The following is a 21,653-nucleotide window of genomic DNA, read 5'->3' as shown; positions in this document are numbered from 1 at the left end:
TTATTTTTTGAAGCCGCCTTTGTCGTATTCGTCAAAGGCCTCGGGCAATGCGTGAAGTTCGTTTTTGCCATTCCACTCGAACATGGACGGTCCCCAGGCCCCGCCCTCTGTGGGCTCCCAGAAGAACGCCCCCAACCCGCGGGGAACTTCTTCCATCATCCGCTGTGTTTGGGCTCGCGCCCCGCTATAGCTGTAGGAATTGTCCTTTTCGCCGCCATTATACTCGGCAATAAAGAACTCCAGGTCCGTGTAGGTTTTGCCGAGGTTCGTAAGGAGCGTTTTCCATGTGGAAGGGTTGCCGTCGTCGTAAGCGGTATACGCCGAAATGCCCATGGCGTCAGCAGTCACACCCTGCTTTTTGAAAATCAAATCCATCCACCATTCCACGGTCGACGTCTTTTCGGGATTCTCGATGTGGAACGCCGTCTTGATATTATTCGACACCGCCTTGACCGCGCGGACGCCCGCCTTGAGATACTTCGCGGTATTCGCGCGCCCGGCATCGTTCGAGAGGATCCCGCTCACAGAGGCGTTGGCGGTGGTGACGTTATTGCCCCAGCAGTCGGTATTCGAGTTGGGCACATCGCGCAAGAGCCCGTTCGTAATCTCGTTACCCACCTGCACCATGTCGGGCGTGGCCCCGGCCTGTTTGAGGGCATTCACAAGGTCAAAGGTGTATGCATATACCGAGTCCGCCATCACGTCGGAACTACCGATACCGCGCCAGCGCTCGGGAATAATCTGCTTGCCGGGATCCGCCCAGTTGTCGCTGTAATGGATGTCGAGCAAAAAGTACATGCCCGCGGTCTTGACTTTTTTGGCGTAGGCAATCACGTGTTCCTTGTCGCCAAACGCCTCGGTATCTTGACCGCAACCGCTGGCGGCATAGCCGTACTGCGTTTTAGGGCTCACGAACGTTTTCAAGCGAACGGCATTAAAACCGTGGTTGCGGAGAATCGAAAAAATATCGTTTTCCTTTCCGTCGGTATCAAAAAAGCGGACACCATAGGCTTCGTGCTCCTGCACCTTTGAAATGTCGGCGCCCACGAGGTGCTTGTCGCTGAACACCGGAACCGAAGAAGAGGAACGCGGGGGCTCCATTGCCGAAGAGAGCGGGGGCTCCATTGCCGAAGAGAGCGGCGGCTCTGCCGAAGAACGGGGCTGCACGCCAGACGAATGCGGAGGCTCCATTGTCGAGGAGCGCGGCTGATCTGCCGAAGAGAACGGCGGCTCTGCCGAAGAACGGGGCTGCACCGACGAAGACGAAGATAAACCCTCAATGGCTCCCGAAGAGACCTCGATTTCAGTCGTCGAATACCCGCCAAAATACGCGGAATCGAACAAGACGGCACTGGAACTGGACGGTACTTGAAAATCGGAGGAAGATTCTGTAACCGCATTCGCCAAAGAATCGGCCCTGTCAACCAGGGAAGAGGACGCCGAATCGCCAACGACCTCGAACTCGTATTCCGCCTCGGACGACGAATCGTCACCGCAGCCAACAAACGCCATTCCGGTGGCAATTAACACATAACCTGCGAGAATTTTTTTGATATACATACCAAACCACTCCAAATTGAGTTTAACCCACTCCATTAAAATAACAAAGTATTCATGTTAAAAGTGTAAAAAACGGAGCACCCCTTCTAAAAAAATTAAATTATGGTCATGTTCAACGCGGAACTCCTCACATCGGCAAAAGTCCAGGACTTCATCAAAAAGGCCTTCCAGCACAAATGGGACGCCCTGAAGGTCTCGACGGCGCTCGCCAGGGAATTCAGCAACGAGGAACGCGCCGCCATCATGGACTACATGGAGCTCGTCCCCAAATTCCGCGAAAAATTCTTTAGCGAAAAGAACGGTGATGCCTTTTTGCTTTGCGACAGGCTCGCTTTGGAGCAAAGCACGGCATTTGATATTGGCCATTGGAAATCCGCCCTGTGGTTAAACGACCAACCTGTCCAAGGCACTCCGGTCCAAACCGTGCACGACCTGTGCTGCGGCATGGGTGGCGACAGTTTCTTTTTGCCCGACCACTTGAATGTAATTGGCGTGGACCTCGACGAGAACCGGCTAGCCATGTACCGCTACAATGCGGAAGTCATGCGCCCCAAAGCCGCACAAACCATCTGCGCCGACGTGCGCGAAGTCGCCCGCGAGAACAGTCATGCGCAGCCTTTAAACGGCGCAACGCCTGCAAACAGCGAGACTCGCGCAGACTTCTTCACCCTCGACCCGGCACGGCGCGCCATTGAAGGCGAGAACCAGCGTGACCTCAAAAATCTCACGCCCTCCTTCGAAGAGGTCCTCGAAATCGCCAAGCACTACCGCGGCGGCATGGCAAAACTCCCGCCGAGCTACCCCACCGACGAAATCCCGGGCGACTGCGAAATTCTATACCTGGGGTCAAGGCAGGATTGCCGCGAGCTTTTGGTGCTTTTTGGCGAACTCGCCAAGCACCCGGGATGCGTACGCGCCGCCATCGTGGGCAAAAAAGGCGAGACGGTCGCCGAGTGGTGCGAAGCCCGCGATGCCAAACGCGAAACGCGCGACAAAGAAAGCCAAGAACAGTTTGAGTACAACTTTGAATTGGAAGGCAAGGATCGTATTTACCGGACAGCTTCTAGCCAGTCGGACCTCCCGCTAGGCGACCTGGGCAAATACCTCTCGGAACCCGCGCCCGTACTGTTGCGGAGCCACCTGTTCGGTTCGACAGCCCGTGGTTTTGACCCGGACTCGCACCTCGTGTCGGAGGGTATCGCCTATATTTCGAGTGCAACGCCGCTGCCCGCTCCGGGGTTCGCCACGTTCAAGGTACTGGACCACTGCGAAATCGCCTCGGGAGCCGTTCGCGCCATGCTCAAGGCGCATGACGTAGGCAAGCTCACGCTCAAACTCCGTGGCGTCAAGGTCGACCCCGACGCCGAAATCAAGCGGTTGAAGCCCAAGGGCAAAAACGAGGCCATCCTTTTCTACACCCGCGCGCAAGGCGAAAAGATTGCTATACTAACAACAAGAATCAAAGACACCCTTATGTCATCCTGAGAGGCGTAGCCTCGATGGATCCAGACCTTAAAATACTTATGGACTGGATTCTTCGACTTCGAACCTTCGGTTCTCCTCTCAGAATGACACTGGCGAATTTCGTGACAAAGATAAGCTATGACAGTAAAACTTGAAGAATCCTGGCTCAACCTGCTCTCCGACCAGTTCGAGCAGCCTTATTTTAAACAAATTAAAGAAAAGCTTTTGCAAGAAAAAGCGGAACATCACGTGGTGTACCCGCCAGGCTCCAAGATTTTCGCGGCGCTGGACTTTTGCCCCGTGGACAAGGTGAAGGCAGTCATCATTGGACAGGACCCCTACCACAATCCAGGCCAGGCACACGGCCTCTGCTTTTCGGTGCCGCAGGGCATTGAGCCGCCGCCGTCGCTCGTCAACATTTTCCAGGAACTGCACGACGACCTCGGCATCAACCCGCCGTCCCACGGCAACCTTGAAAGCTGGGCCGAACAGGGCGTTTTGCTCCTCAACGCGTCGCTCACGGTGCGCGCCCACATGGCGGCGAGCCACGCCGGCATCGGCTGGCAGCAATTCACCGACACCATCATCCAAAGGCTCTCGGCCAATCGCCAGAACCTGGTGTTTTTGCTTTGGGGCAGTTTTGCCATCAAAAAACAGGCGCTCATCGCCAAGGACCGTGGGCACCTGATCCTCACCGCCCCGCACCCGAGCCCACTCTCGGCCTACCGCGGGTTCTTTGGTTGTAAGCACTTCAGCAAGGCGAACGAATACCTCAAGAGCAAGGGCATCGAACCCATCGACTGGAGCATTAAGTAGCGAATCTTTTTCTATATTAATTAACATGACTAACAGAAACTCTCTCGGACGACTCATCCTCTTTATCGTACTCGGCCTCATTATTGGCGGGGTGCTCGGTGAATGCCTTGGCCTCCTCTTTGGGGAGCTGGGCGAACTCATGAACGCCGGCGGCTACGACAACATCGTCCGCAACTTCTTTGTGGCGTCCTTCGACCCGAGTTTCGGATTCCTGGGCGACAAGGCGGAACCAGTGGTTCTCAACCTGTACATGGTCAAGATTGCGCTGGGAATCAGTTTCAAATTCAACGTCGTTAGCTTAATCGGCATGACTGTGGCCATTTACATTATGAAGTGGTCCGGAGGAAATCGATAATGGAATCTATCCAGGATTTGCAGGCCAAACTCGCCAGCGGGAGCACTACCGCCGAAGCTTTGGTCCAGGCTTCCCTTGCAAAAATTGAAGAAACAAAGAATTTGAATGCCTTTATCTCGGTACTTGGCGAACGCGCCATCGAAAAAGCAAAGGCAAGCGACAAGCGCCGCGCCGAGGGCAAGTCCCTGGGCGCTCTCGACGGCATCCCTGTCGCCGTGAAAGACAATATGTGCATCGAAGGTACGCGCACGACCGCCGCTTCCAAGATTCTCGAGAACTTTGTTGCCCCGTACACGGCGACTGCCATCGAAAAGCTCGAAGCCGCCGGCGCCGTGATTGTCGGCAAAACGAACATGGACGAATTCGCCATGGGCTCGAGCAACGAGACCTCTTACTTTGGCCCGGTCAAGAACCCGCTGGACGAATCCCGCGTTCCGGGCGGTTCCAGTGGCGGCTCGGCCGTAGCCGTGGCCAGTGGCACGGTCCCCTGTGCCCTCGGCTCCGACACCGGTGGATCCATCCGTCAGCCCGCCGCCTGCACAGGGGTTGTGGGCCTCAAGCCCACCTACGGCCGCGTGTCCCGCTATGGTCTTCTCGCCTACGCAAGCTCCCTCGACCAGATTGGCCCCTTTGGCGCAACCGTCAAGGACGCGGCAACGCTCCTCGGCGCGATTGTCGGGATCGATGAACACGACAACACCACCAGCACCCGCCCGAGCGAAGATTTTTGCGCCAAGCTGAACGACGGCGTGAAGGGCAAGGTGATTGGCGTTCCCAAGGAATACTTTGCCGAAGGCCTCGACGCCGAGTGCAAGGCCACCATCGAGGGCATGCTCAAAAAGCTGGAAGCCGAAGGCGCTACCATCAAGGAAGTGAGCCTCCCCCACATCAGCTACGCCGTGTCGAGCTACTACATTATTGCGACCGCCGAGGCCAGTTCCAACCTGAGCCGCTACGACGGCGTGCGCTACGGCTACCGCAGCAAGGAAGCCCGCAAGCTGTTCGACCTCTACGCCAAGTCAAGGAGTGAAGGCTTTGGCAAGGAAGTCCAGCGCCGTATTCTTCTCGGCAGCTACGTGCTTTCCGCTGGTTTCTACGACGCCTACTACGTGCAGGCCCAGAAGGTTCGCCGCCTGATCACCGACGACTTCACCGAAGCCTTCAAGACCTGCGACGTGATCGCGAGCCCCACAATGCCGGGACTCCCGCTCAAGTGCGGCATGAACGAGTCCGACCCCATGGCCGTGTACCTGAGCGACATCTACACCGTGAGCCTGAACCTCGCCGGCCTTCCAGGCGTCAGCGTCCCCTGCGGCATGGCAGGCGGAATGCCCGTCGGCCTCCAGTGGATTGGCAAGCCGTTCATGGAAACCGATTTGCTCTCGATTGCCGCCGCGACCGAAGCTTTGAACAAGTAAACGGAAGTTGCAATGAACAGACTCTTTAAAACCGGCCTAGCCATAGTCGCCGCCTTTACGCTTGCGGCCTTCGCCCAGGAACCGGCCGATTCCGCGAACATTGCCGCGGACGTTCCCGCCGCCGTCACAGCCGATTCCGCGAACATTGCCGCGGACGTTCCCGCCGCCGTCACAGCCGATTCCGCGAACACCACAGCAACCGACTCCGCAGCCGCCAGGCAAGCGCAGTTCGACGACTTCATGAACTCCACCTACGATACGGGCTCCTCCTCGTCGGAGCAAGCCGTCTCGCAGCCCGAATCGTCCTCTTCCGAAACCTCGGGCGTCGGCGGACTTGTGCTGTACGACGGCAACGACACGCCCCAAAAGCCCGCGGAACGCCGCGTGTACTCGAGGGACGCCCCCATATTCCGTTTCATGGCGACCGTCGGCCTGGAATCCCCAAGCCGCGGCTACGCCTCGTTCGAGTACATCGTGGCGCAAGAACTGCTGAACGTCGGCGTCCACTTTACCGACTACACCGACAAGGTGTTCCAGGTGGGCGCGACAGTCACCTACTACCCCATGGAAATGCGGTACTTCTACATGTTCCTCACCAACGACTGGATACACGGCTCCTACGACAGGGACCGCAACTTGGGCGGTGGCGACTTCGAGGAATACGAGGAGACGCTCAACGCCTGGCGTGTCGTGGTTGGCATCGGCGGCGAAGCGCTCTTTATGATGCACTTCGGCATGTACATCGAGCTCGGTTTCGAGTTCTTTGCCGCCAACGGCGACTACTACCTGCACATGAGCAAAAAGCACGGGACATTCGACAACGACAACTTCAAGCTGCCGTACGGCATCGGCTTCCTGTTCCCGTTCTAAATTCTACCCTGTTTAAAAACATCGCAAAAAAAATCGACCCCATTTACGAGGGTCGATTTTTTCAACTTGACGTACAAAGCAAGCGGTCTATTCTTGCGTACGGTAGTTCGGGGCTTCCTTCGTGATGGTCACATCGTGCGGATGAGACTCGCGGAGGCCTGCGCCCGTGATGCGCACGAACGTGGACTTCTTGTAGAGTTCTTCGAGGTTCGCGGCACCGGCATAACCCATGGCAGAATGAATACCACCGATCATCTGGTAAACCGTGTCGCGGAGCGGTCCCTTGTACGGGACGCGGCCTTCGATACCTTCTGGCACGAACTTGCGGGGTTCCTGTACGCCACCCTGGAAGTAACGGTCGGCGGAGCCTGCTTTCATGGCGCCCAAGGAACCCATACCGCGATAGCTCTTGAAGCTACGACCGTCGGCGAGAATCACTTCGCCCGGAGCTTCTTCGGTACCGGCGAACATGGAGCCGATCATCACGGCGTTTCCACCGGCAGCCAAAGCCTTCACAATGTCTCCGGAATACTTGATGCCGCCGTCGGCGACAATCTTCACGCCCACCTTGCGAGCGGCCTTACCGCATTCCACAATGGCGGAGAACTGCGGGTAACCGACGCCCGCCACAATACGCGTGGTGCAAATGGAGCCCGGGCCAATGCCCACTTTCACGATGTTCGCGCCGCACTTGGCAAGTTCTTCCACGGCTTCGGGCGTGCAAACGTTGCCACCGCAAATCGTGAGCTTCGGATACTTTTTGCGAACGGCCTTCACCATGTTGCGGACACCGATGTGGTGACCGTGGGCCGTGTCAATAATCAAGAGGTCTACGCCAGCGTCCACGAGGGCAGCGACGCGTTCCATGGTATTGGCGGAAGTGCTCACCGCGGCACCCACCAAGAGCTGTCCGTTCTTGTCGAGGCTTGCGTTCGGGTTGCTTTCACGCTTCAAAATGTCGGTCATCGTGATGAGGCCCTTGAGGGCGCCCGAGGCGTCCACCAGCGGGAGCTTTTCGATACGCTTCTCGGCGAGGATTTCCTTCGCCTTGGCGAGGCTTACCTTGGGGCTTGCCGTCACCGGGTTCTTCGTCATGACTTTTGCAATCTTAACGGTCATGTCGGTGATGGTGCGGAGGTCGCGACTCGTAAGCATGCCGACGAGTTTGCCCTTGGAAAGAATCGGAAACCCGCTCACGTTGTTCGTCGCACGGAGTTCAAATGCAGCAGAAACCGGCTGGTCCGCATCGAGCGTCACCGGGTTTGTCACAATGCCGGACTGCCAGCGTTTGACCTTGCGAACTTCCTCCGCCTGATCCTCGATGCTCATGTTCTTGTGGATGATGCCGATACCGCCCTGCAAGGCAAGGGAAATAGCGAGGGGCGCGGTCGTCACCGTATCCATGGCGGCACTGATAATAGGGATATTCAGTTTAATGCTCGGGGAAAGCTGGGTGCTCACGTCCGTCTGGGAAGGGAGCACAGAGGATGCACCCGGTACCAAGAGAACGTCATCAAAAGTCAAAGCTTCTGGCAAAATTTTCATAGGATAACCTCTTTTTGCACGGAAAATATAGAAAAAAGTGGTTTGAAATTGGTGGATAGTGGCTAGAATTTGAGGAATACGCAGGTTTAACTATATTTTTGCGTATGACGGATTTATCTAACAAAGATCAGACTCCAAAAGACGCCAAGAAAGAGCGTCTCAAAAGGATGCACGCCTGGCTCGGCAGCGCCGCCACAACGCCCTCACGTGACTACGACAACGAAGACGACCCGGTCTCTTACGGGGGTGGCCACTCCGGCTGGAACCGTTAAACGCCTCCACCACAGTTCAAAAGCTACAAGAGCATCATCAGCCAAATAGTGCAAGCCGTAAAAAGAATGGGCACTCCCACTCCAAGGTATTTCCTGCCGAGGGCTGCCCCCCCCGACAGAAGCTACCAACTCATCAAAAACTTCTTTGGTAGGCAAGCGAAATCCCTCGGGGATGTCGAAGTTCAGGTTCTCTGCCATCCAGACCTTTTCACCAATTTTCACAACTTTGTACGTACTCCCGTCTCGTGGGTCGGTAAACGACTCGGAACAGGCGCACAATATTGACGCGAAAATCACGCCAATACAAGCGGCCAATTCGTGGGCCTACGGGAGCCCCGTCATCACCTGCAAGGCATGCCGGTCCGAATACCTGGACAAGCGTTTCCGCGAAGTCGCCATCGACGGATTCGACCCGCGCTCGACGAATGCCGGTTTTTACCTCAAGGGGACCGCGTTCTTCTTCGTCATTTCGCTTTTGCTTGTCGGCTGCTTTTTCTTGCAAAAATTTAAGCAGCGGTAATCGTAAACACCGCGGGCATCGCTACTTCCCGTTGTAGCGTTCCATGCACTTCTCGATGCCGAGCTTGAAATAGCATTCCACAAGCGCAGGCACTTTTGCAATCGCCTCATCAAATAGCGGGCGATCCTCGGGAGGGAACTTCGCAAGTACCCAGTTGCTGAGGTCGAATTTTGGCGGGCACTTCCCTACCCCAAAGCGGATGCGCGGGAACTTGTCGCCCACATGCTCGATGATGTTCCTAAGCCCGTTCTGGCCGCCGTGGCTCCCGTCCTTGCGGCAGCGGATGCGGCCCACGTCCAGGTTGATATCGTCGCTAAAGACAAGCAGGTGGTCCACCTTCACCTTGTACCAGGTCATCAGGGCCTGGACGGCCTCGCCCGAGAGGTTCATGTAGGTCTGTGGTTTTACCAGGAGGCATTCCTCGCCCGCGACATTCACCTTCATGGTGAGCGCCTTGTGTTCGCTTTTCCAGTCCTTGTTCGGGTCGGCGAGCTTTTCGACCGCCATAAAACCCGCATTGTGATGCGTGTTGCTATACTGAGTTCCGGGATTCCCGAGTCCGACGATTAGATACATGCCGCCAAAAATAAAAAAAAACGCCCGCGGCATAAAACCACAGGCGTTTTTCGCTTTAAAAGCTTCGCGTTACTTGGCTTCGGCAGCCGGAGCGGCGGAGTCAGCAGCAGCCGGAGCAGCGGCAGCGGCCGGAGCGGCGGCTTCTTCAGCGGCTTCCTTCTTCTTAGCCTTGGAGGAAATCGTGAAGATAACGGTGCGAGGACCGGAAGCGAGTTCCACGCCTTCGGGGAGCTTGAAGTCCTTGGCATAGAAGGTCACGTTGGTCTCGAAGTTGGAAATATCCAATTCGAGAACGGTCGGGATGCAAGCCGGCTTGGCAGCGAGCATGAGGTAGCGGGTTTCCTGAGAGAAGAGACCGCCCTGGGTCTTGACGCCAATCGGGAGACCGGAGAGCTTCACCGGGACGCGGACCTTGACCATGGAGTCTTCTGCGATCTTGATGAAGTCGATGTGGATGAACTTCTGAGTGATGGCATCCTTCTGGTAGGAGTAAACAACAGCCGGATTGCCGGCCTTGCCATCGATTTCGAGGTCGAGAAGCGTGTAACGCTTGCCCGGAGCGAGAACCTTGCGCAGGTCGATGTCGCTGACGCTAATGTTCACAGCTTCGGTACCCTTACCATAATAGACGGCCGGAATCTGACCAGCCTTACGCAAACGGGCGTTAGCACGGTTTGCACCTAGCACTCTCGAGGTAGCTTTGAGCGTTGTGAGTTCCATTTTTTCTCCAATTTGGATATGAGTTAAAAAAATTCATTGGGGTAGCTGGATTCGAACCAACGAATAACGGAATCAAAATCCGTTGTCTTACCACTTGACGATACCCCAATGGTGGCGACAATTATAGTAAAAAAGCCACCCCTTTTAAAGGGAAATGGCTTTTTTTTTAACAAAAACGGGCTAAAAAGAACCCGACTAGCGGTGCCAGAACTTGGTGATGGTCTGGTAACGGGATATGGGGTGCATGGCCAGGGCGGCAGCCTCAGCATCGGTCCTCGACTCAAAAATGCCGAACACGGAAGCGCCCGAACCGCTCATAAGTGCGCATTTCGCCCCGAGCTCGAGGAACTTCGCCTTCATCTGGGCAACAAGCGGGTGCTTGGGGAACACCGAAATTTCGAAGGCGTTAAAGAGCGACTCAGTCGCAAAAACCGACGCGGCCCCGTTCCAGCGCGCCTTGTACTGCTCCCAACGGTCGGGTCCAGACTTGGGGACGCCCGCGTAGGCGTCCTTTGTGGGGACGGCATCGAGGGGAGTCGCGATGAGGAGAACGTTTCCGGCAGGCAAATCCAAGGGGGCTACAAACGTCAGGCGGTCGCCGATGCCCTCGGCGAAAGCCGTGCCGCCTCGGACCAAAAACGGGACGTCGGCACCGAGGGTCGCCCCGATAGACTCCAGCACCTGGGGATCCAGTTTTAGGTCCCAGAGGCGGTTCAGCAAGCGGAGCGTTGCTGCGGCATCGGCGCTGCCACCGCCAAGGCCCGCCCCAAGAGGCATCACCTTGTCGAGGAAGAGGTCCGCACCCAGGGCGCGAGTATCGCCATGGTCTGCCGCGTATTTTTTCAAGGCGAAGGCCACCTTGTAAACGAGGTCCGATTCCTTGGGGTAATCCTGCGGCTCGTTATACTCGAGCGTCACCACGCCGTCGTCGCGGAGTTCCGCCGACACGGTATCGCCGGCGTCCACCGTTTGGAACACCGTGCCCAAATCGTGGTAGCCGTCTTCGCGCTTGCGAATCACATCCAAAAACAAATTGATCTTTGAAGGAGCGTATTCTTGCATGATTATTTTTACCTAAAGGCTCCGGAACGTTCGAGTTGCATCAGCTCGTCCATGCCGATGAGCATCGCACGAGGCTTGGAGTTGCCAGTGCTGCGGGCGCACAGACCCATGCCAAAGAGTTGGTCCACAATCTTGCCTGCACGGCTGTAACCCACGCTAAAGTGGCGCTGCACAGCTGAAGTCGAAAGACCGTTACCGCATTCGATGGCCCATTTGGCAACTTCGAACAGCAACTTGTCCTTTTTCTCGTTCATGGCGGCATTGCCTTCGCCTTCCTCGCCCTCGCCTTCGGCTCCCTCGACGTCAAAGGTTTCCAATTGCGGGTAGAAAACGTTCTGGTTGCTGCAGGCGTCGGCGAGCTTTTCGGCTTCCTCGTCGCTGAGGAACGCACCATGCACGCGCACAGGGTCGGGTGCATTCACCGCCTTGTACAGCATATCGCCGCGGCCCAAAAGCTTTTCGGCACCGGCGTGGTCCATCACCGTGCGGGCGTCCACCTGGGAGGCCACCTTGAAGCTGATACGCGTCGGGAGGTTCGCCTTGATGTTACCGGTAATGACCTTTACAGAAGGACGCTGCGTAGCAAGCACCAGGTGTATGCCCACGGCACGCGCCTTTGCTGCCAGGCGGCTCACGTTCTTCTCTATTTCCTTGCCAGCGACCATCATGAGGTCGGCCATTTCGTCGATGATCACGACGATGAACGCCATGCGATGGCTGCGATCTTCTTCGGGTACCTCATCGGGCAACTCGCCCGCCTCGAACTTTTCGTTGAAGCCGAGCAGGTTACGCACCTTCGCCTGCGCCAGCACCTCGGTGCGGCGGTCCATCTCGTAACACAGCCACTGCAACGCCTGGATGGCGACCTCGGGCTTGGTAATTACGGGGGCGAGCAAGTGCGGGATGTTCTCGTACATTTTGAGTTCCACTGCCTTGGGGTCCACCAGAATCATGCGGAGTTCGTCAGGCGTCTTGCTAAAGAGCATGCTCGCCATGAGGGCGTTAATGCAAACAGACTTACCTGAACCGGTCTGGCCCGCAATCATCAGGTGCGGAGCCTTGGCCAAGTCCATGGCAAAAGGTTCACCCGAAATGTCCTTGCCGAGCGCCATCACAATTTTATCGGAACTCGGTTTAAACGCATCGCTTTCAAAAATGTCGCGGCCGTAAATGGTTTGCGCCTTCCTGTTCGGGATTTCGATACCCACAGCTCCCTTGCCGGGGATGGGCGTCAAAATACGGATGGATGTCGCCTTCAAAGCCATTGCGAGGTCATCTTGCAAGGCACTGAACTGCGACACCTTCACGCCCGGACCCGGTTCCACCTCGAACCGCGTAATCACGGGGCCGGTCTCGCAACCGACAACCTTCCCCTTCACCTTGAAGTTCTCGAGCTTTTCCTCGAGCATGTGGCCAATCTCGTTGAGTTCATCCTCGGTGTAGTCCGCCGGCTGCGGGTCATGGGAATCGAGAATTTCGTCGACGGTCGGAATCTTGTACTCGTCATAATGCACCGTGGGATCGCGTTGCGGAATACCCGTCGAAGCCGCGGTACCAATCTGGTTCGGCGGCACGTACGACGGATCCTGATCGACTTCGTCGGAACCCACGATGACTGGGATGTAAGTGTCGTCGTCAGAAGCCGTTTCTCCAGAGAACGTCCCCTCGGAGCCAGCGACAACAGTACGTTCATCGGCAACCGTACGTTCATCGGCAATAGTACGTTCATCAGCAACCGTACGTCCATCGGCAACCGTACGTCCATCGGCAACCGTACGTTCTTCGGCAACCGTCGGTTCGTCTGCAGCCCGGCGATCCGCGGCGGCACCACTTGTTACCGCCTCTTTTTCGCCACCGCGCACAGCTCCCTTCACCACCAGGCGGTTCTGGTGCGCCTTTTCCCATTCCAAAACATCACGCGCCCTGCGGATGGCAGCAATGCGGTCACGGATTTCCTTTATCTGCAACGCGCTCATGTGGCGTTCGTTATTGCGCAGTTCCTCTTCCAAACGCAAAATCTCGGGATCCTCGCCCAAATTGCCCGTCGAAGGCTCCGCCGCCGCGGCAACCGTCGCATCGGCCACGACAGTCGCATCGTCCCCCCGTTTGAATCCCGGGGGCGCCATGGTCGTCATGTCGGCATACGGGTTCTCGGCAAGACCATTCGCGACATTCGCAGGCAACTCCTCGTCGCGGGATTCGCCCACGGGGCCCATCATGCCACGTTTGACCTTGAACGGCTTGATCTCGGCCTTATCCTTGATTTTATAGCCATCGGGCACAGAATACATGGTGCTGTCGTCGACGAGCACGCTCCTGCGATCACTATCGCCACGGGTATTACGAACCGGCTCGCGCTCCATACCGGCGACCGTATCGTCGGCATCAACCGCTTTTTTATGGAAGAGACCCGCCACCCACTTCGCGGCTTTAGCCAAAAAGGCAAAATGCCTTGGGCGAACGCCAAACGAAAGGACCAGCACCAATACCAGCACGGCAACCAAAATCATGACCGGCGCCAAGACCGAGACCGTCCCGAACACAGAAACAAACACGTACTGCATAAAGAACTGCCCCAGCACGCCACCGTTGGAGAACAGCACCTCCCTCGAAAGCCCTGTCGCCCCATAAGATTTCAAGGAGAGCAGGCACGACAGATCCAACGTCAAAAGAGTCATGCCCACCGAGAAACTGAGCAGGCGTTCGCGCAGGTTCTTGAGAGCAATAAAGAGTCCCCAAAGCACAAGCGCCAAGGTAAAAAAGATGACCGGCAGGCGGCCAAAAACAAACGTGAACGCATCGGGGACCATGCCGCCAAAAACGGGGCCGAGCCAGTTGCCCTCGCTTCCGCTGTAGACCGAGCTCACGCACCCCAGCAACAAAACAACGCCGACAGAAAACAGGAACCACCCCAAAACCATCTGGTAAAACGGGGTTTCGTTGTCACTTTCGGCGATTTTTTTAGAATTTCCCTTTCCTTTCGTCGTTTTTTTCTTAGTTGCAGCCAAATTTTTGCTCCTTCGCAATTTCCGTTTTAAATATAATTTAAGTTCTTTTATTATAATTGCAACATGCAAAGAAAAGTCGCCAAAAAGCTCAAGAAACTTGCCGTTGGTTCAGTAACGACCATTATCATTGTTTTTTTAATTCTGATCCTCGGCAACGTCCAGGACCCGTATGTTCCCTTCGCTCGTTCCGGCGCTGAATCCCTGGAATACCTTTTTTACGACATGTTCTTCAAGACAAGCACCGGCAAGGTGACCGAAATCAAGATCGACAAGAACGTCATTGCCGCCGACAACTATGACCCCAACATTTTGATTGTGGATATTGACGAGAACTCCCTGGTAAAGCTGGGCAACTACAATACCTGGGATCGCGACCGCCATGCCGAAGTCGTGCGCACCCTGAGCAACGGCGGCGCCTCGGCAATCGCATTCGATATTCTTTTTAAGACGGCCGACTTTGGAAAGCTGAAGGCGAGCCAGAGTATTTCGGTGCTTCAGGACCTTTCGTCGCAAAACATTCTTGACACCGCAAAATACCACGCCCTCGAAAGCGCAGTCACCCTGGCCACTACACCCGATTCCGTACTCGCCAAGAAATCGGATCTGGACCTGGATTCTTCTCTCTACAACTCCATCCGCGCCCACTACAATTTTGATTCCATGCTCGTGCAAGCGGTGCAAGAGAGCAAGAACACCATCATTTGCTACGACATGAGCGAATGGACCAACTACCAGTACGAAACCGTATGGCGACCGCTCAGCGGCGTGGAACGTGCCAAAAGCATTGGTTACGGATCCACTCTGGAAATGAGCCAGGTGGACCACCCCGAATACATTGAATCCAAGGACATTCTCGACAACGTGTTCCCCGAATTGACACACGCCAGCAAGTTCTTTGGCACCGTCAACGCCTACCCCGATGACGACGGCGTGGAACGCCGCGTGTCGATGCTGTACAAATTCCCCAACAAGGAACTGGATTCCACCCTGACCGACGACCAGATTAAGATTTACACCACGATGTCCCTCATGACGGTTCTCCACCTCTACCACCAAAAGCCGGAGAACGTAAAGATCAAGATGGGCAAGTACATTGACATCGGCAAGCCCTTTGGCATATACCGTGACTCTGCGGGAGTGTTGCACACCACCTTCCCGCGCTTCACCTACCCCATGTTCATCGCGCTGCAAGAAAAAATCAAGGCGAACAACGAAAAACTCAAGAAAACGCCCAAGAACAAGAGAAAGCAGGAATTCATTGATGTTTCCTCGAAGATCGTGGTCAACAAGGACAACGATGGCGTCATCACTATTGAAAGTTTCGAAGGACAAATTCTCACCGAGAACCTTTCCAAGACTGCCATGGAGCTCGACACCAATGTGTTCAACGAACTGGAAGGATTCGAGCCCAAGGACGTTGCCGAGAACATGACGCTTGCACGGGACTCCACCGAAAAGAACCGCTTTTTGTTGACCGATACCGAGGAGGAGGACGAGGTTCTCATTACGCCCTATGTGGTCAAAACCCTAAAATTCTATGCCGACACCATCGCCAACATGCCAAACGGCAATGCACTCCATTTGTCGTTGGACATGGACATCCGTTACGACTTCAACAGCAAGGAATGGAAATCCAACTTGGTCATCTTGAGTTCCGACGTGTTGCGAGACATCATCAATACCTCCATGGATAAAATCGAGGCTCTTAAGCCCGGTGAAGAATTCCGCTTTGGCAATGTAAAGCGAGTCCCCATCGACAAGTACGGACGTTACCTGGTCAACTACCAGAGCCGTTACAACACCAGCGAAGCCAAGCGCAGTTTCCAGCATGTGTCTTACTACGATGTGTTAAAGCACCGCATTGACGCCGGCTTCTACCAGGGCAAGACATTCATCCTGGGCTCCGCGGCTACAGCCATGTTTGACTTTGTTTCGGGACCGCACGAAGAACACTACCCCGGTGTGCTGGTTCACGCCACAATCCTCCAGAACATCCTGAACAACAAGTTCCTCGTATTCCTCGACGAGCACTACCAGCAAATTATGGTCATTTTGCTGGCGCTGTTCTGCCTATTCATAGGCCTCTACATTAGAAGCTTCATTTCTATAATGATATGCATCGCTTTGATGGGAGCTTACACCATTGTCGCCTACAACTTCTTTGTGCAAGGGCTGTACCTGGGCGTATCCAAGCAGCTCCTTGCCATATTGCTCACCAACATCGCCGCCCTAATTGTGCAGTTCTACTACGAATCCAAGGAGAAGAGCTTCTTGAACAACGCGTTCAAACAGTACATTTCTCCCGAGTTGATAGACGAAATGGTGAACAACGAGATTATGCCGACCCTGGGTGGCACCAAGTCGAACATCACCGCCTACTTTACCGACATCGCAAGTTTTTCCACCTTCTCCGAGAAAATCGGCGACCCGAGTAAGCTCGTTGACCTCCTGAATGAATACTTGACTGCCATGACCGACACCCTCCTAAGCAACAAAGGCACACTCGACAAGTACGAAGGCGATGCCATCATCGCGTTCTTTGGTGCGCCGATGCCCCTGGAGAACCACGCCCAAAGCGCTTGCGACTCGGCCGTTGACATGCAGACCAAGCTCATGGGGCTCCGCAAAAAATGGGCCGCCGAAGGAAACCGCTGGCCCAAGGTCGTCCACGACATGCACATGCGCATCGGTATCAACTCCGGAGACATCGTGACGGGAAACATGGGTTCCTCGATGCGCAAGAACTACACCATGATGGGCGACGCCGTGAACCTAGCTGCCCGCCTGGAAAGTGCAGCCAAGCAATACGGCGCCTACATTCAAATTAGCGAAGACACGCAAAAGGATTTGCAAGAAGGGCACTTCATTTACCGCTCGCTCGACACCATCCGCGTGGTCGGCAAGAGCCTCCCCGTCAAGACGTTCGAACTGCTCGAAAAGTCAGGCTGCGCCAACGAAGCAAACCTCAAAAAGCTCGTGGAAATCTGGGAACAGGCCCGTGCCGCCTACCTCGCCATGGAATGGGACAAGGCCATTGAACTGTTCAAGGCGTGCCTCGAATACGAACCGCACCTACCCGAACGCGACCCCGGCAGCAAGACCTGCCCGAGCCTCGTGTACATCCAGCGCTGCGAGAACTACAAGGTCAACCCGCCTGTCGCCCCGGGCGAAACATGGGACGGCGTATTTACCGCCACCAGCAAATAAGCCCCTAGTTCAAACAAAAAAAACGCCCCGACAGGGCGTTTTTTTGTTCAAAAGTCTTAGTTCAGCTCAATGTTGTCAATGAGGCGGGTTTTGCCAAAGAACGCCGCGACCAGAATCACGACCTTGTCTTCTTCGCGCAATGCGCCATTGAACTTTTGCAAGTCCTTCTGGTTTACGACTTCCACGTACTGCACCTGGCCGCGGTTGCCTAAAATGGACTTGATGACCACGTCACGCAGCACAGCCACACGGCGTTCCCCCTTTTCAAAGGTTTCCTTCGCCTGCTTTAAACCGGTGCTGATGCTCAGCGCCTGGGAGCGTTCCAAGTCCGTGAGGTACTCGTTCCTGCTAGAGAGGGCAAGGCCCGAAGCCTCGCGCACAATCTTTACGCGGTGAATCTGTATGTCGAAGTTGAGGTCGCGGACCATGCGTTCGATGAGGAACACCTGCTGGTAGTCCTTCTCGCCAAAGTAGGCGTGGTTCGCGCCCGAAATCAAGAACAACTTAGATACAACCGTCAGCACACCACGGAAGTGTCCCGGGCGGTAAGCGCCGCAATACATGCTTTCGAGGGTCTCGTCGCGGACCAAGGTAAGCGGATCGCCATCGGGGTACATTTCGGCGACACTCGGGGCAAACACAAAGTCAGCGCCCAGCGATTCTGCCAACTTGGCGTCGGCTTCCAGGCGCTTGGGGTACTTGTCCAAATCCTCGTTCTTGCCAAACTGGATGGGGTTTAAAAACACACTCACCACTGTCACATCGCAATTTTTCACGGACTCCTTGATGAGCGCGCCATGACCGTCATGGAGGGCTCCCATCGTAGGGACGAGACCAATTGTTTTACCCTGCATGGCGAGCGGTTTCACTGCGGCGCGCAGGGCATCGATTGACTTGATAATCTGCATTACTATTACCTTTTTATTTTCCTTCGGGGACAAAATATGTGGTTTGTTGCGGGCACTCCGCAATGGCGTTCAGAACCATCTGCAAATGGCTCTCATTGTGCACAAAGTCGATGTTGTCGGTGTTGATGATCAGCACCGGCGCATCGTGATAGTGCCAAAAATGGTGATCGTAGCGCGCCTGCAGATCCTTGAGGTAATTGCCCTCGATGGACTTTTCCATGACGCGGCCACGGCTCTTGATGCGGGCAAGGAGCGTCGGGATGCTCGCCTGCAAATAGACGACCAGGTCCGGCTTGGGCATGTCGCGGCTCAAGGCCTTGGACACAGCCTCGTACATGGCGTACTCGCTGTCGTTCGTAAGGTTCTGCGAGGCAAAAATCTGGTCCTTGTCGTAGGTGTAGTCGCTTACCAAAAGATCGTGGAACAGGTCGCTCTGCAAGGCCGAGTTCTGCAGCTGCTTGTGGCGGTCCAGCAAAAAGAACAGCTGGGTCTGGAAGGCATAGGCATCCCGATTCTCGTAAAATTTTTCGAGGAAGGGGTTCTCTTCGTAATTTTCCTCGATGCACATGGCATTCCAGCGCTCGGCGATGATGCGCGCCAGAGTGGTCTTGCCCACCCCGATGACGCCTTCAATGGCTAAAAAGTGTACGCCCTTGTCGGTAAGCATTACGGTTCCTCCCCAGTGATGGTGCGGAACGGGATTTTATCTTCCCGTGAAAGTAAGTCGGCCAGCAGGTCCTTGACCGGGCACATGCGCAGCGGGTCCTGCCAATCGGGTGCAATATCGTTCAGCGGAACAAGCACAAACTGCCTGTTCGGGATCTCTACGTGCGGGATCGTGGGGCGACCAGACGCCTTCTGGTTGCCAAAGTAGAGCAAATCGAGGTCTATTTCCCTGGAATTCCAGTGCCCGCGGGGCTTGCGGCCCAGCAAGAGCTCGGCCCCCTTGAGGTAATACAGCAGCTGTTTCGGGGTTCCCGAGTACCAAAAACTCACGACCTGGTTAAAATATGGTCCCTGACCGGCCGGACCGACGGGTGGAGTCTCGTAGATGGGGCTCTCGAGCCAACCACCACTGGCAATGCGGTGCAACATATCGCGCCCTTCAGCCAAACGCTTAGAGCGGGGAGCGAGGTTGCTGCCCAAGGCAATAAATACTCTTTCCAAAGATTCCACGTTCCTAATATAGATATTCTGCCAATATAGAATTTGACACCAAAACGGCAAAAACTTGTTGTTTTTGCGTTTGTAGCTGCGAAAAAAAATTTTTTTGCGAAAAAAAGCGTTTTTTTATGACAAAAAACGTTTTTTTATGTATTTTATTGGTCGTTCAAGTAGGAACAAGAATTTCCCACCATATTTTTTTCTCAGAGAGCTTATTTGGCTCTGCTTTGAGATTTTATTCCCTCAATACAAAACTACCATAAAACTTTATACATAAAATATAGAACAACATAATAAGGATAAATAAAGTGCCTAGAACAAAAAAGAATCTGGACCAGAACGAAGTTGTCGAGCCTGTAGAAGCCGCAGAAGAAGCAAAGGCGGCACCCAAGAAGCGCGGGCGCACTCCTAAAAAGGCCTCCGAAAAGGCTGACGAAAAAGTTGCCGAGAACGCCACCGAAAAAAAGACGGAAGCAGCCCCGGTAGAAAAAGCCCCCGAACCGCCGACCCGCGAAAAGCCGACCACCGAATTTACACCCGCCCCCGAAGCCCCTGCCGCCAACACGGCGGCCATGCCCGCGGAAGGATCCGCCCAGGCAACCAACAACAGCGCCGAAGGCGCCCCCGCAGAAGGAACCCCGCAACAAGGCCAGAACAACGGCCAGCAGGGCGACCAGAATAACCGCCATTTCAACAACAACAACAATCAGAACAACAACCGTAACAACGGTAACAATCAAAACAACGGCAACAACCGTTTCAACAAGTTCAACAAGTTCAAGAACCGCCACAACCGCAACCTGCCGCAAGACGACTTTTTGGATGAGAGCATCCAGCTGCCGCCTCCCGACCCCGAGCAGGTGGCCGCCGCACGCGCCAAGTGGAAGCAACTCCGCGGTCTCCCCATGTTCGAGCTGCAGAGCAAGGCCGAAGAACTGGGCATTGTTGACTACAAAAAGATGCGCAAGCAGGCCCTGGTCTACAGCATTTTGAGCGCGACCAACGGCGAAGACACTCCGATTTACACCGAAGGCGTGCTCGAAATCATCCCCGAGGGCGGCCACGGCTTTTTGAGGAACCCCGAGCACAACTACCTCGCCGGTCCCGACGACATTTACATTAGCAAGAACATCATCCGCCGTTACGACCTCAAGATGGGCGACACCATCACGGGCCAGGTGCGCCAGCCCCGCGAAGGTGAAAAGTATTTTGCGCTGCTCCGCATTGACACGGTGAACTTCGAACCCCCCGAAAAGACCAAGCGTCGCGTCGCCTTCGAATACTTGACCCCGATTCACCCCATCGAGCGCCTGAACCTGGAATTCGATTCCCAGGAATACAGCACGCGCCTCATGAACCTCTTCACCCCCATTGGCAAGGGCCAGCGCAGTATTGTGCTCGCCCCGCCGCGCACCGGTAAAACCGTGTTGCTGCAGAACGTGACCAAGGCCATCACGGCGAACCACCCCGAAGTGAAGCTCATCGTGCTCCTGATTGACGAACGCCCCGAAGAAGTGACCGAAATGCGCAAGCTCATCGACCGCCTCAAAGAAGAGAGCGCCGCCCGCGGCAAGAACATCATGGCCGAAGTTCTCGCCTCCACGTTCGACGAGGAACCGGGCCGCCACATCAAGGTGGCAAGCCTCGTTTTGGAAAAGGCGAAGCGCCTTGTGGAGCACGGCAACGACGTGGTGATTTTGCTAGACTCCATCACCCGCTTTGCCCGCGCGAACAACGTCGCCATCCCGCACTCTGGCAAAATTCTCTCGGGCGGTGTGGACGCGAACGCCATGCAGCTTCCCAAAAAGTTCTTTGGCGCCGCCCGTAAAATCGAGAACGGCGGCTCACTCACCATTGTGGGCACAGCCTTGATCGAGACCGGCAGCCGCATGGACGAAGTGATCTTTGAAGAATTCAAGGGCACCGGCAACATGGAACTGGTTTTGGACCGCCGCATTGCCGAAAAGCGCATCTGGCCCGCCATCGACATTTTCAAGTCGGGCACCCGCAAAGAGGAATTGCTGTTGACCGAAGAAGAAATGCGCCGCGTTTGGATTTTGCGCCGTTACCTGCAAGACATGACTACAGTCGAGATCATGGAATTCTTGCGCGACAAATTGAAGCTCTTTAAGACGAACTTCGACTTCTTGGGCTCCATGAACGGTTAAATTTGAGAAAAAGGACTAGT

At 55.3% G+C, this 21,653-nt stretch carries 19 protein-coding genes and 1 tRNA gene; 9 read left to right on the top strand and 11 right to left on the bottom strand.

Annotation, left to right across the window (positions count from 1 at the left end; all coding sequences use genetic code 11):
* Window positions 1–1,560, bottom strand: a complete 1,560-nt coding sequence (locus BUB55_RS02525) for a glycosyl hydrolase 53 family protein (RefSeq protein ID WP_159431919.1) — start codon at window positions 1,558–1,560, stop codon at window positions 1–3.
* A gap of 102 nt (window positions 1,561–1,662) precedes the next feature.
* Here BUB55_RS02525 and BUB55_RS02520 point away from each other — a divergent pair, with 102 nt between their 5' ends.
* The 5 genes from BUB55_RS02520 (at window position 1,663) to BUB55_RS02500 (ending at window position 6,483) form a co-directional block, all read left to right on the top strand.
* Window positions 1,663–3,045 carry a class I SAM-dependent methyltransferase gene (locus tag BUB55_RS02520; protein ID WP_234971771.1) on the top strand — a complete coding sequence of 461 codons (1,383 nt, stop codon included), beginning with the start codon at window positions 1,663–1,665 and terminating at the stop codon, window positions 3,043–3,045.
* Between the two features lie 117 nt (window positions 3,046–3,162).
* Window positions 3,163–3,840, top strand: a complete 678-nt coding sequence (ung, locus tag BUB55_RS02515; protein ID WP_073187930.1) for a uracil-DNA glycosylase — start codon at window positions 3,163–3,165, stop codon at window positions 3,838–3,840.
* A gap of 25 nt (window positions 3,841–3,865) precedes the next feature.
* Entirely contained in the window at window positions 3,866–4,195 is a 330-nt protein-coding gene (locus BUB55_RS02510; RefSeq protein WP_073187929.1) for a DUF4321 domain-containing protein, read from the top strand.
* Window positions 4,195–5,613, top strand: coding sequence for an Asp-tRNA(Asn)/Glu-tRNA(Gln) amidotransferase subunit GatA (gatA, locus tag BUB55_RS02505; RefSeq protein ID WP_073187927.1), 1,419 nt, complete (start codon window positions 4,195–4,197; stop codon window positions 5,611–5,613). The genes BUB55_RS02510 and gatA overlap by 1 nt, the downstream gene beginning before the upstream one ends.
* Window positions 5,614–5,625: 12 nt before the next feature.
* Window positions 5,626–6,483: a hypothetical protein gene (locus BUB55_RS02500; protein ID WP_073187925.1), complete on the top strand. Its 858-nt coding sequence runs from the start codon at window positions 5,626–5,628 to the stop codon at window positions 6,481–6,483.
* Between the two features lie 87 nt (window positions 6,484–6,570).
* Here BUB55_RS02500 and guaB read toward each other — a convergent pair whose 3' ends face one another.
* The gene (gene guaB / locus BUB55_RS02495; RefSeq protein WP_073187923.1) at window positions 6,571–8,028 is read right to left on the bottom strand and encodes an IMP dehydrogenase; all 1,458 of its coding nucleotides are present in this window, start codon (window positions 8,026–8,028) and stop codon (window positions 6,571–6,573) included.
* 104 nt (window positions 8,029–8,132) lie between these two features.
* Between guaB and BUB55_RS14445 the strand changes: the two genes are divergently transcribed.
* Window positions 8,133–8,300: a hypothetical protein gene (locus BUB55_RS14445; RefSeq protein ID WP_200778508.1), complete on the top strand. Its 168-nt coding sequence runs from the start codon at window positions 8,133–8,135 to the stop codon at window positions 8,298–8,300.
* Here the strand turns inward: BUB55_RS14445 and BUB55_RS02490 are convergent.
* The gene (locus tag BUB55_RS02490) at window positions 8,232–8,522 is read right to left on the bottom strand and encodes a fibrobacter succinogenes major paralogous domain-containing protein (protein WP_234971770.1); all 291 of its coding nucleotides are present in this window, start codon (window positions 8,520–8,522) and stop codon (window positions 8,232–8,234) included. The genes BUB55_RS14445 and BUB55_RS02490 overlap by 69 nt on opposite strands.
* Before the next feature lie 4 nt (window positions 8,523–8,526).
* Here BUB55_RS02490 and BUB55_RS14525 point away from each other — a divergent pair, with 4 nt between their 5' ends.
* Window positions 8,527–8,820 (top strand): hypothetical protein, encoded by a 294-nt coding sequence (locus BUB55_RS14525; RefSeq protein ID WP_234971769.1) that lies wholly within the window; start codon window positions 8,527–8,529, stop codon window positions 8,818–8,820.
* A 21-nt stretch (window positions 8,821–8,841) separates the two neighbouring features.
* Here the strand turns inward: BUB55_RS14525 and pth are convergent, their stop codons facing one another.
* The 5 genes from pth to BUB55_RS02465 form a co-directional block, all read right to left on the bottom strand.
* Window positions 8,842–9,396: an aminoacyl-tRNA hydrolase gene (pth, locus tag BUB55_RS02485; protein WP_083596841.1), complete on the bottom strand. Its 555-nt coding sequence runs from the start codon at window positions 9,394–9,396 to the stop codon at window positions 8,842–8,844.
* Window positions 9,397–9,465: 69 nt separating this feature from the next.
* The gene (locus BUB55_RS02480) at window positions 9,466–10,116 is read right to left on the bottom strand and encodes a 50S ribosomal protein L25 (protein WP_073187917.1); all 651 of its coding nucleotides are present in this window, start codon (window positions 10,114–10,116) and stop codon (window positions 9,466–9,468) included.
* A 36-nt stretch (window positions 10,117–10,152) separates the two neighbouring features.
* Window positions 10,153–10,224: transfer RNA gene (locus BUB55_RS02475), tRNA-Gln, on the bottom strand.
* Window positions 10,225–10,311: 87 nt separating this feature from the next.
* A complete protein-coding gene (gene ispE / locus BUB55_RS02470; RefSeq protein ID WP_073187916.1) occupies window positions 10,312–11,178 on the bottom strand; it encodes a 4-(cytidine 5'-diphospho)-2-C-methyl-D-erythritol kinase in 867 nt (288 codons plus the stop codon).
* An 8-nt stretch (window positions 11,179–11,186) separates the two neighbouring features.
* Entirely contained in the window at window positions 11,187–14,186 is a 3,000-nt protein-coding gene (locus tag BUB55_RS02465) for an FtsK/SpoIIIE family DNA translocase (RefSeq protein ID WP_073187914.1), read from the bottom strand.
* A 63-nt stretch (window positions 14,187–14,249) separates the two neighbouring features.
* Here BUB55_RS02465 and BUB55_RS02460 point away from each other — a divergent pair, with 63 nt between their 5' ends.
* A complete protein-coding gene (locus BUB55_RS02460) occupies window positions 14,250–17,393 on the top strand; it encodes a CHASE2 domain-containing protein (protein WP_073187913.1) in 3,144 nt (1,047 codons plus the stop codon).
* A 56-nt stretch (window positions 17,394–17,449) separates the two neighbouring features.
* Here the strand turns inward: BUB55_RS02460 and panC are convergent, their stop codons facing one another.
* Genes panC through folK form a run of 3 tightly spaced genes read right to left on the bottom strand, consistent with a single transcriptional unit; the run spans window position 17,450 to window position 19,477 of the window.
* Window positions 17,450–18,301, bottom strand: coding sequence for a pantoate--beta-alanine ligase (panC, locus tag BUB55_RS02455; protein ID WP_073187911.1), 852 nt, complete (start codon window positions 18,299–18,301; stop codon window positions 17,450–17,452).
* Window positions 18,302–18,314: 13 nt separating this feature from the next.
* On the bottom strand, window positions 18,315–18,968 hold the full coding sequence (locus BUB55_RS02450; protein WP_073187910.1) for a deoxynucleoside kinase: 654 nt from the start codon (window positions 18,966–18,968) through the stop codon (window positions 18,315–18,317).
* A complete protein-coding gene (gene folK / locus BUB55_RS02445; RefSeq protein WP_073187908.1) occupies window positions 18,968–19,477 on the bottom strand; it encodes a 2-amino-4-hydroxy-6-hydroxymethyldihydropteridine diphosphokinase in 510 nt (169 codons plus the stop codon). The genes BUB55_RS02450 and folK overlap by 1 nt, the downstream gene beginning before the upstream one ends.
* Before the next feature lie 296 nt (window positions 19,478–19,773).
* Between folK and rho the strand changes: the two genes are divergently transcribed.
* Entirely contained in the window at window positions 19,774–21,633 is a 1,860-nt protein-coding gene (gene rho, locus BUB55_RS02440) for a transcription termination factor Rho (protein WP_369828144.1), read from the top strand.
* The last annotated feature ends 20 nt before the right edge of the window (window positions 21,634–21,653 follow it).

The sequence above is a fragment of the Fibrobacter sp. UWP2 genome (genome assembly GCF_900141705.1).
Taxonomy (GTDB): domain Bacteria; phylum Fibrobacterota; class Fibrobacteria; order Fibrobacterales; family Fibrobacteraceae; genus Fibrobacter.
Note: the sequence above shows the minus strand (reverse complement) of the source record. Positions and strands in the feature narration are given on the sequence as shown.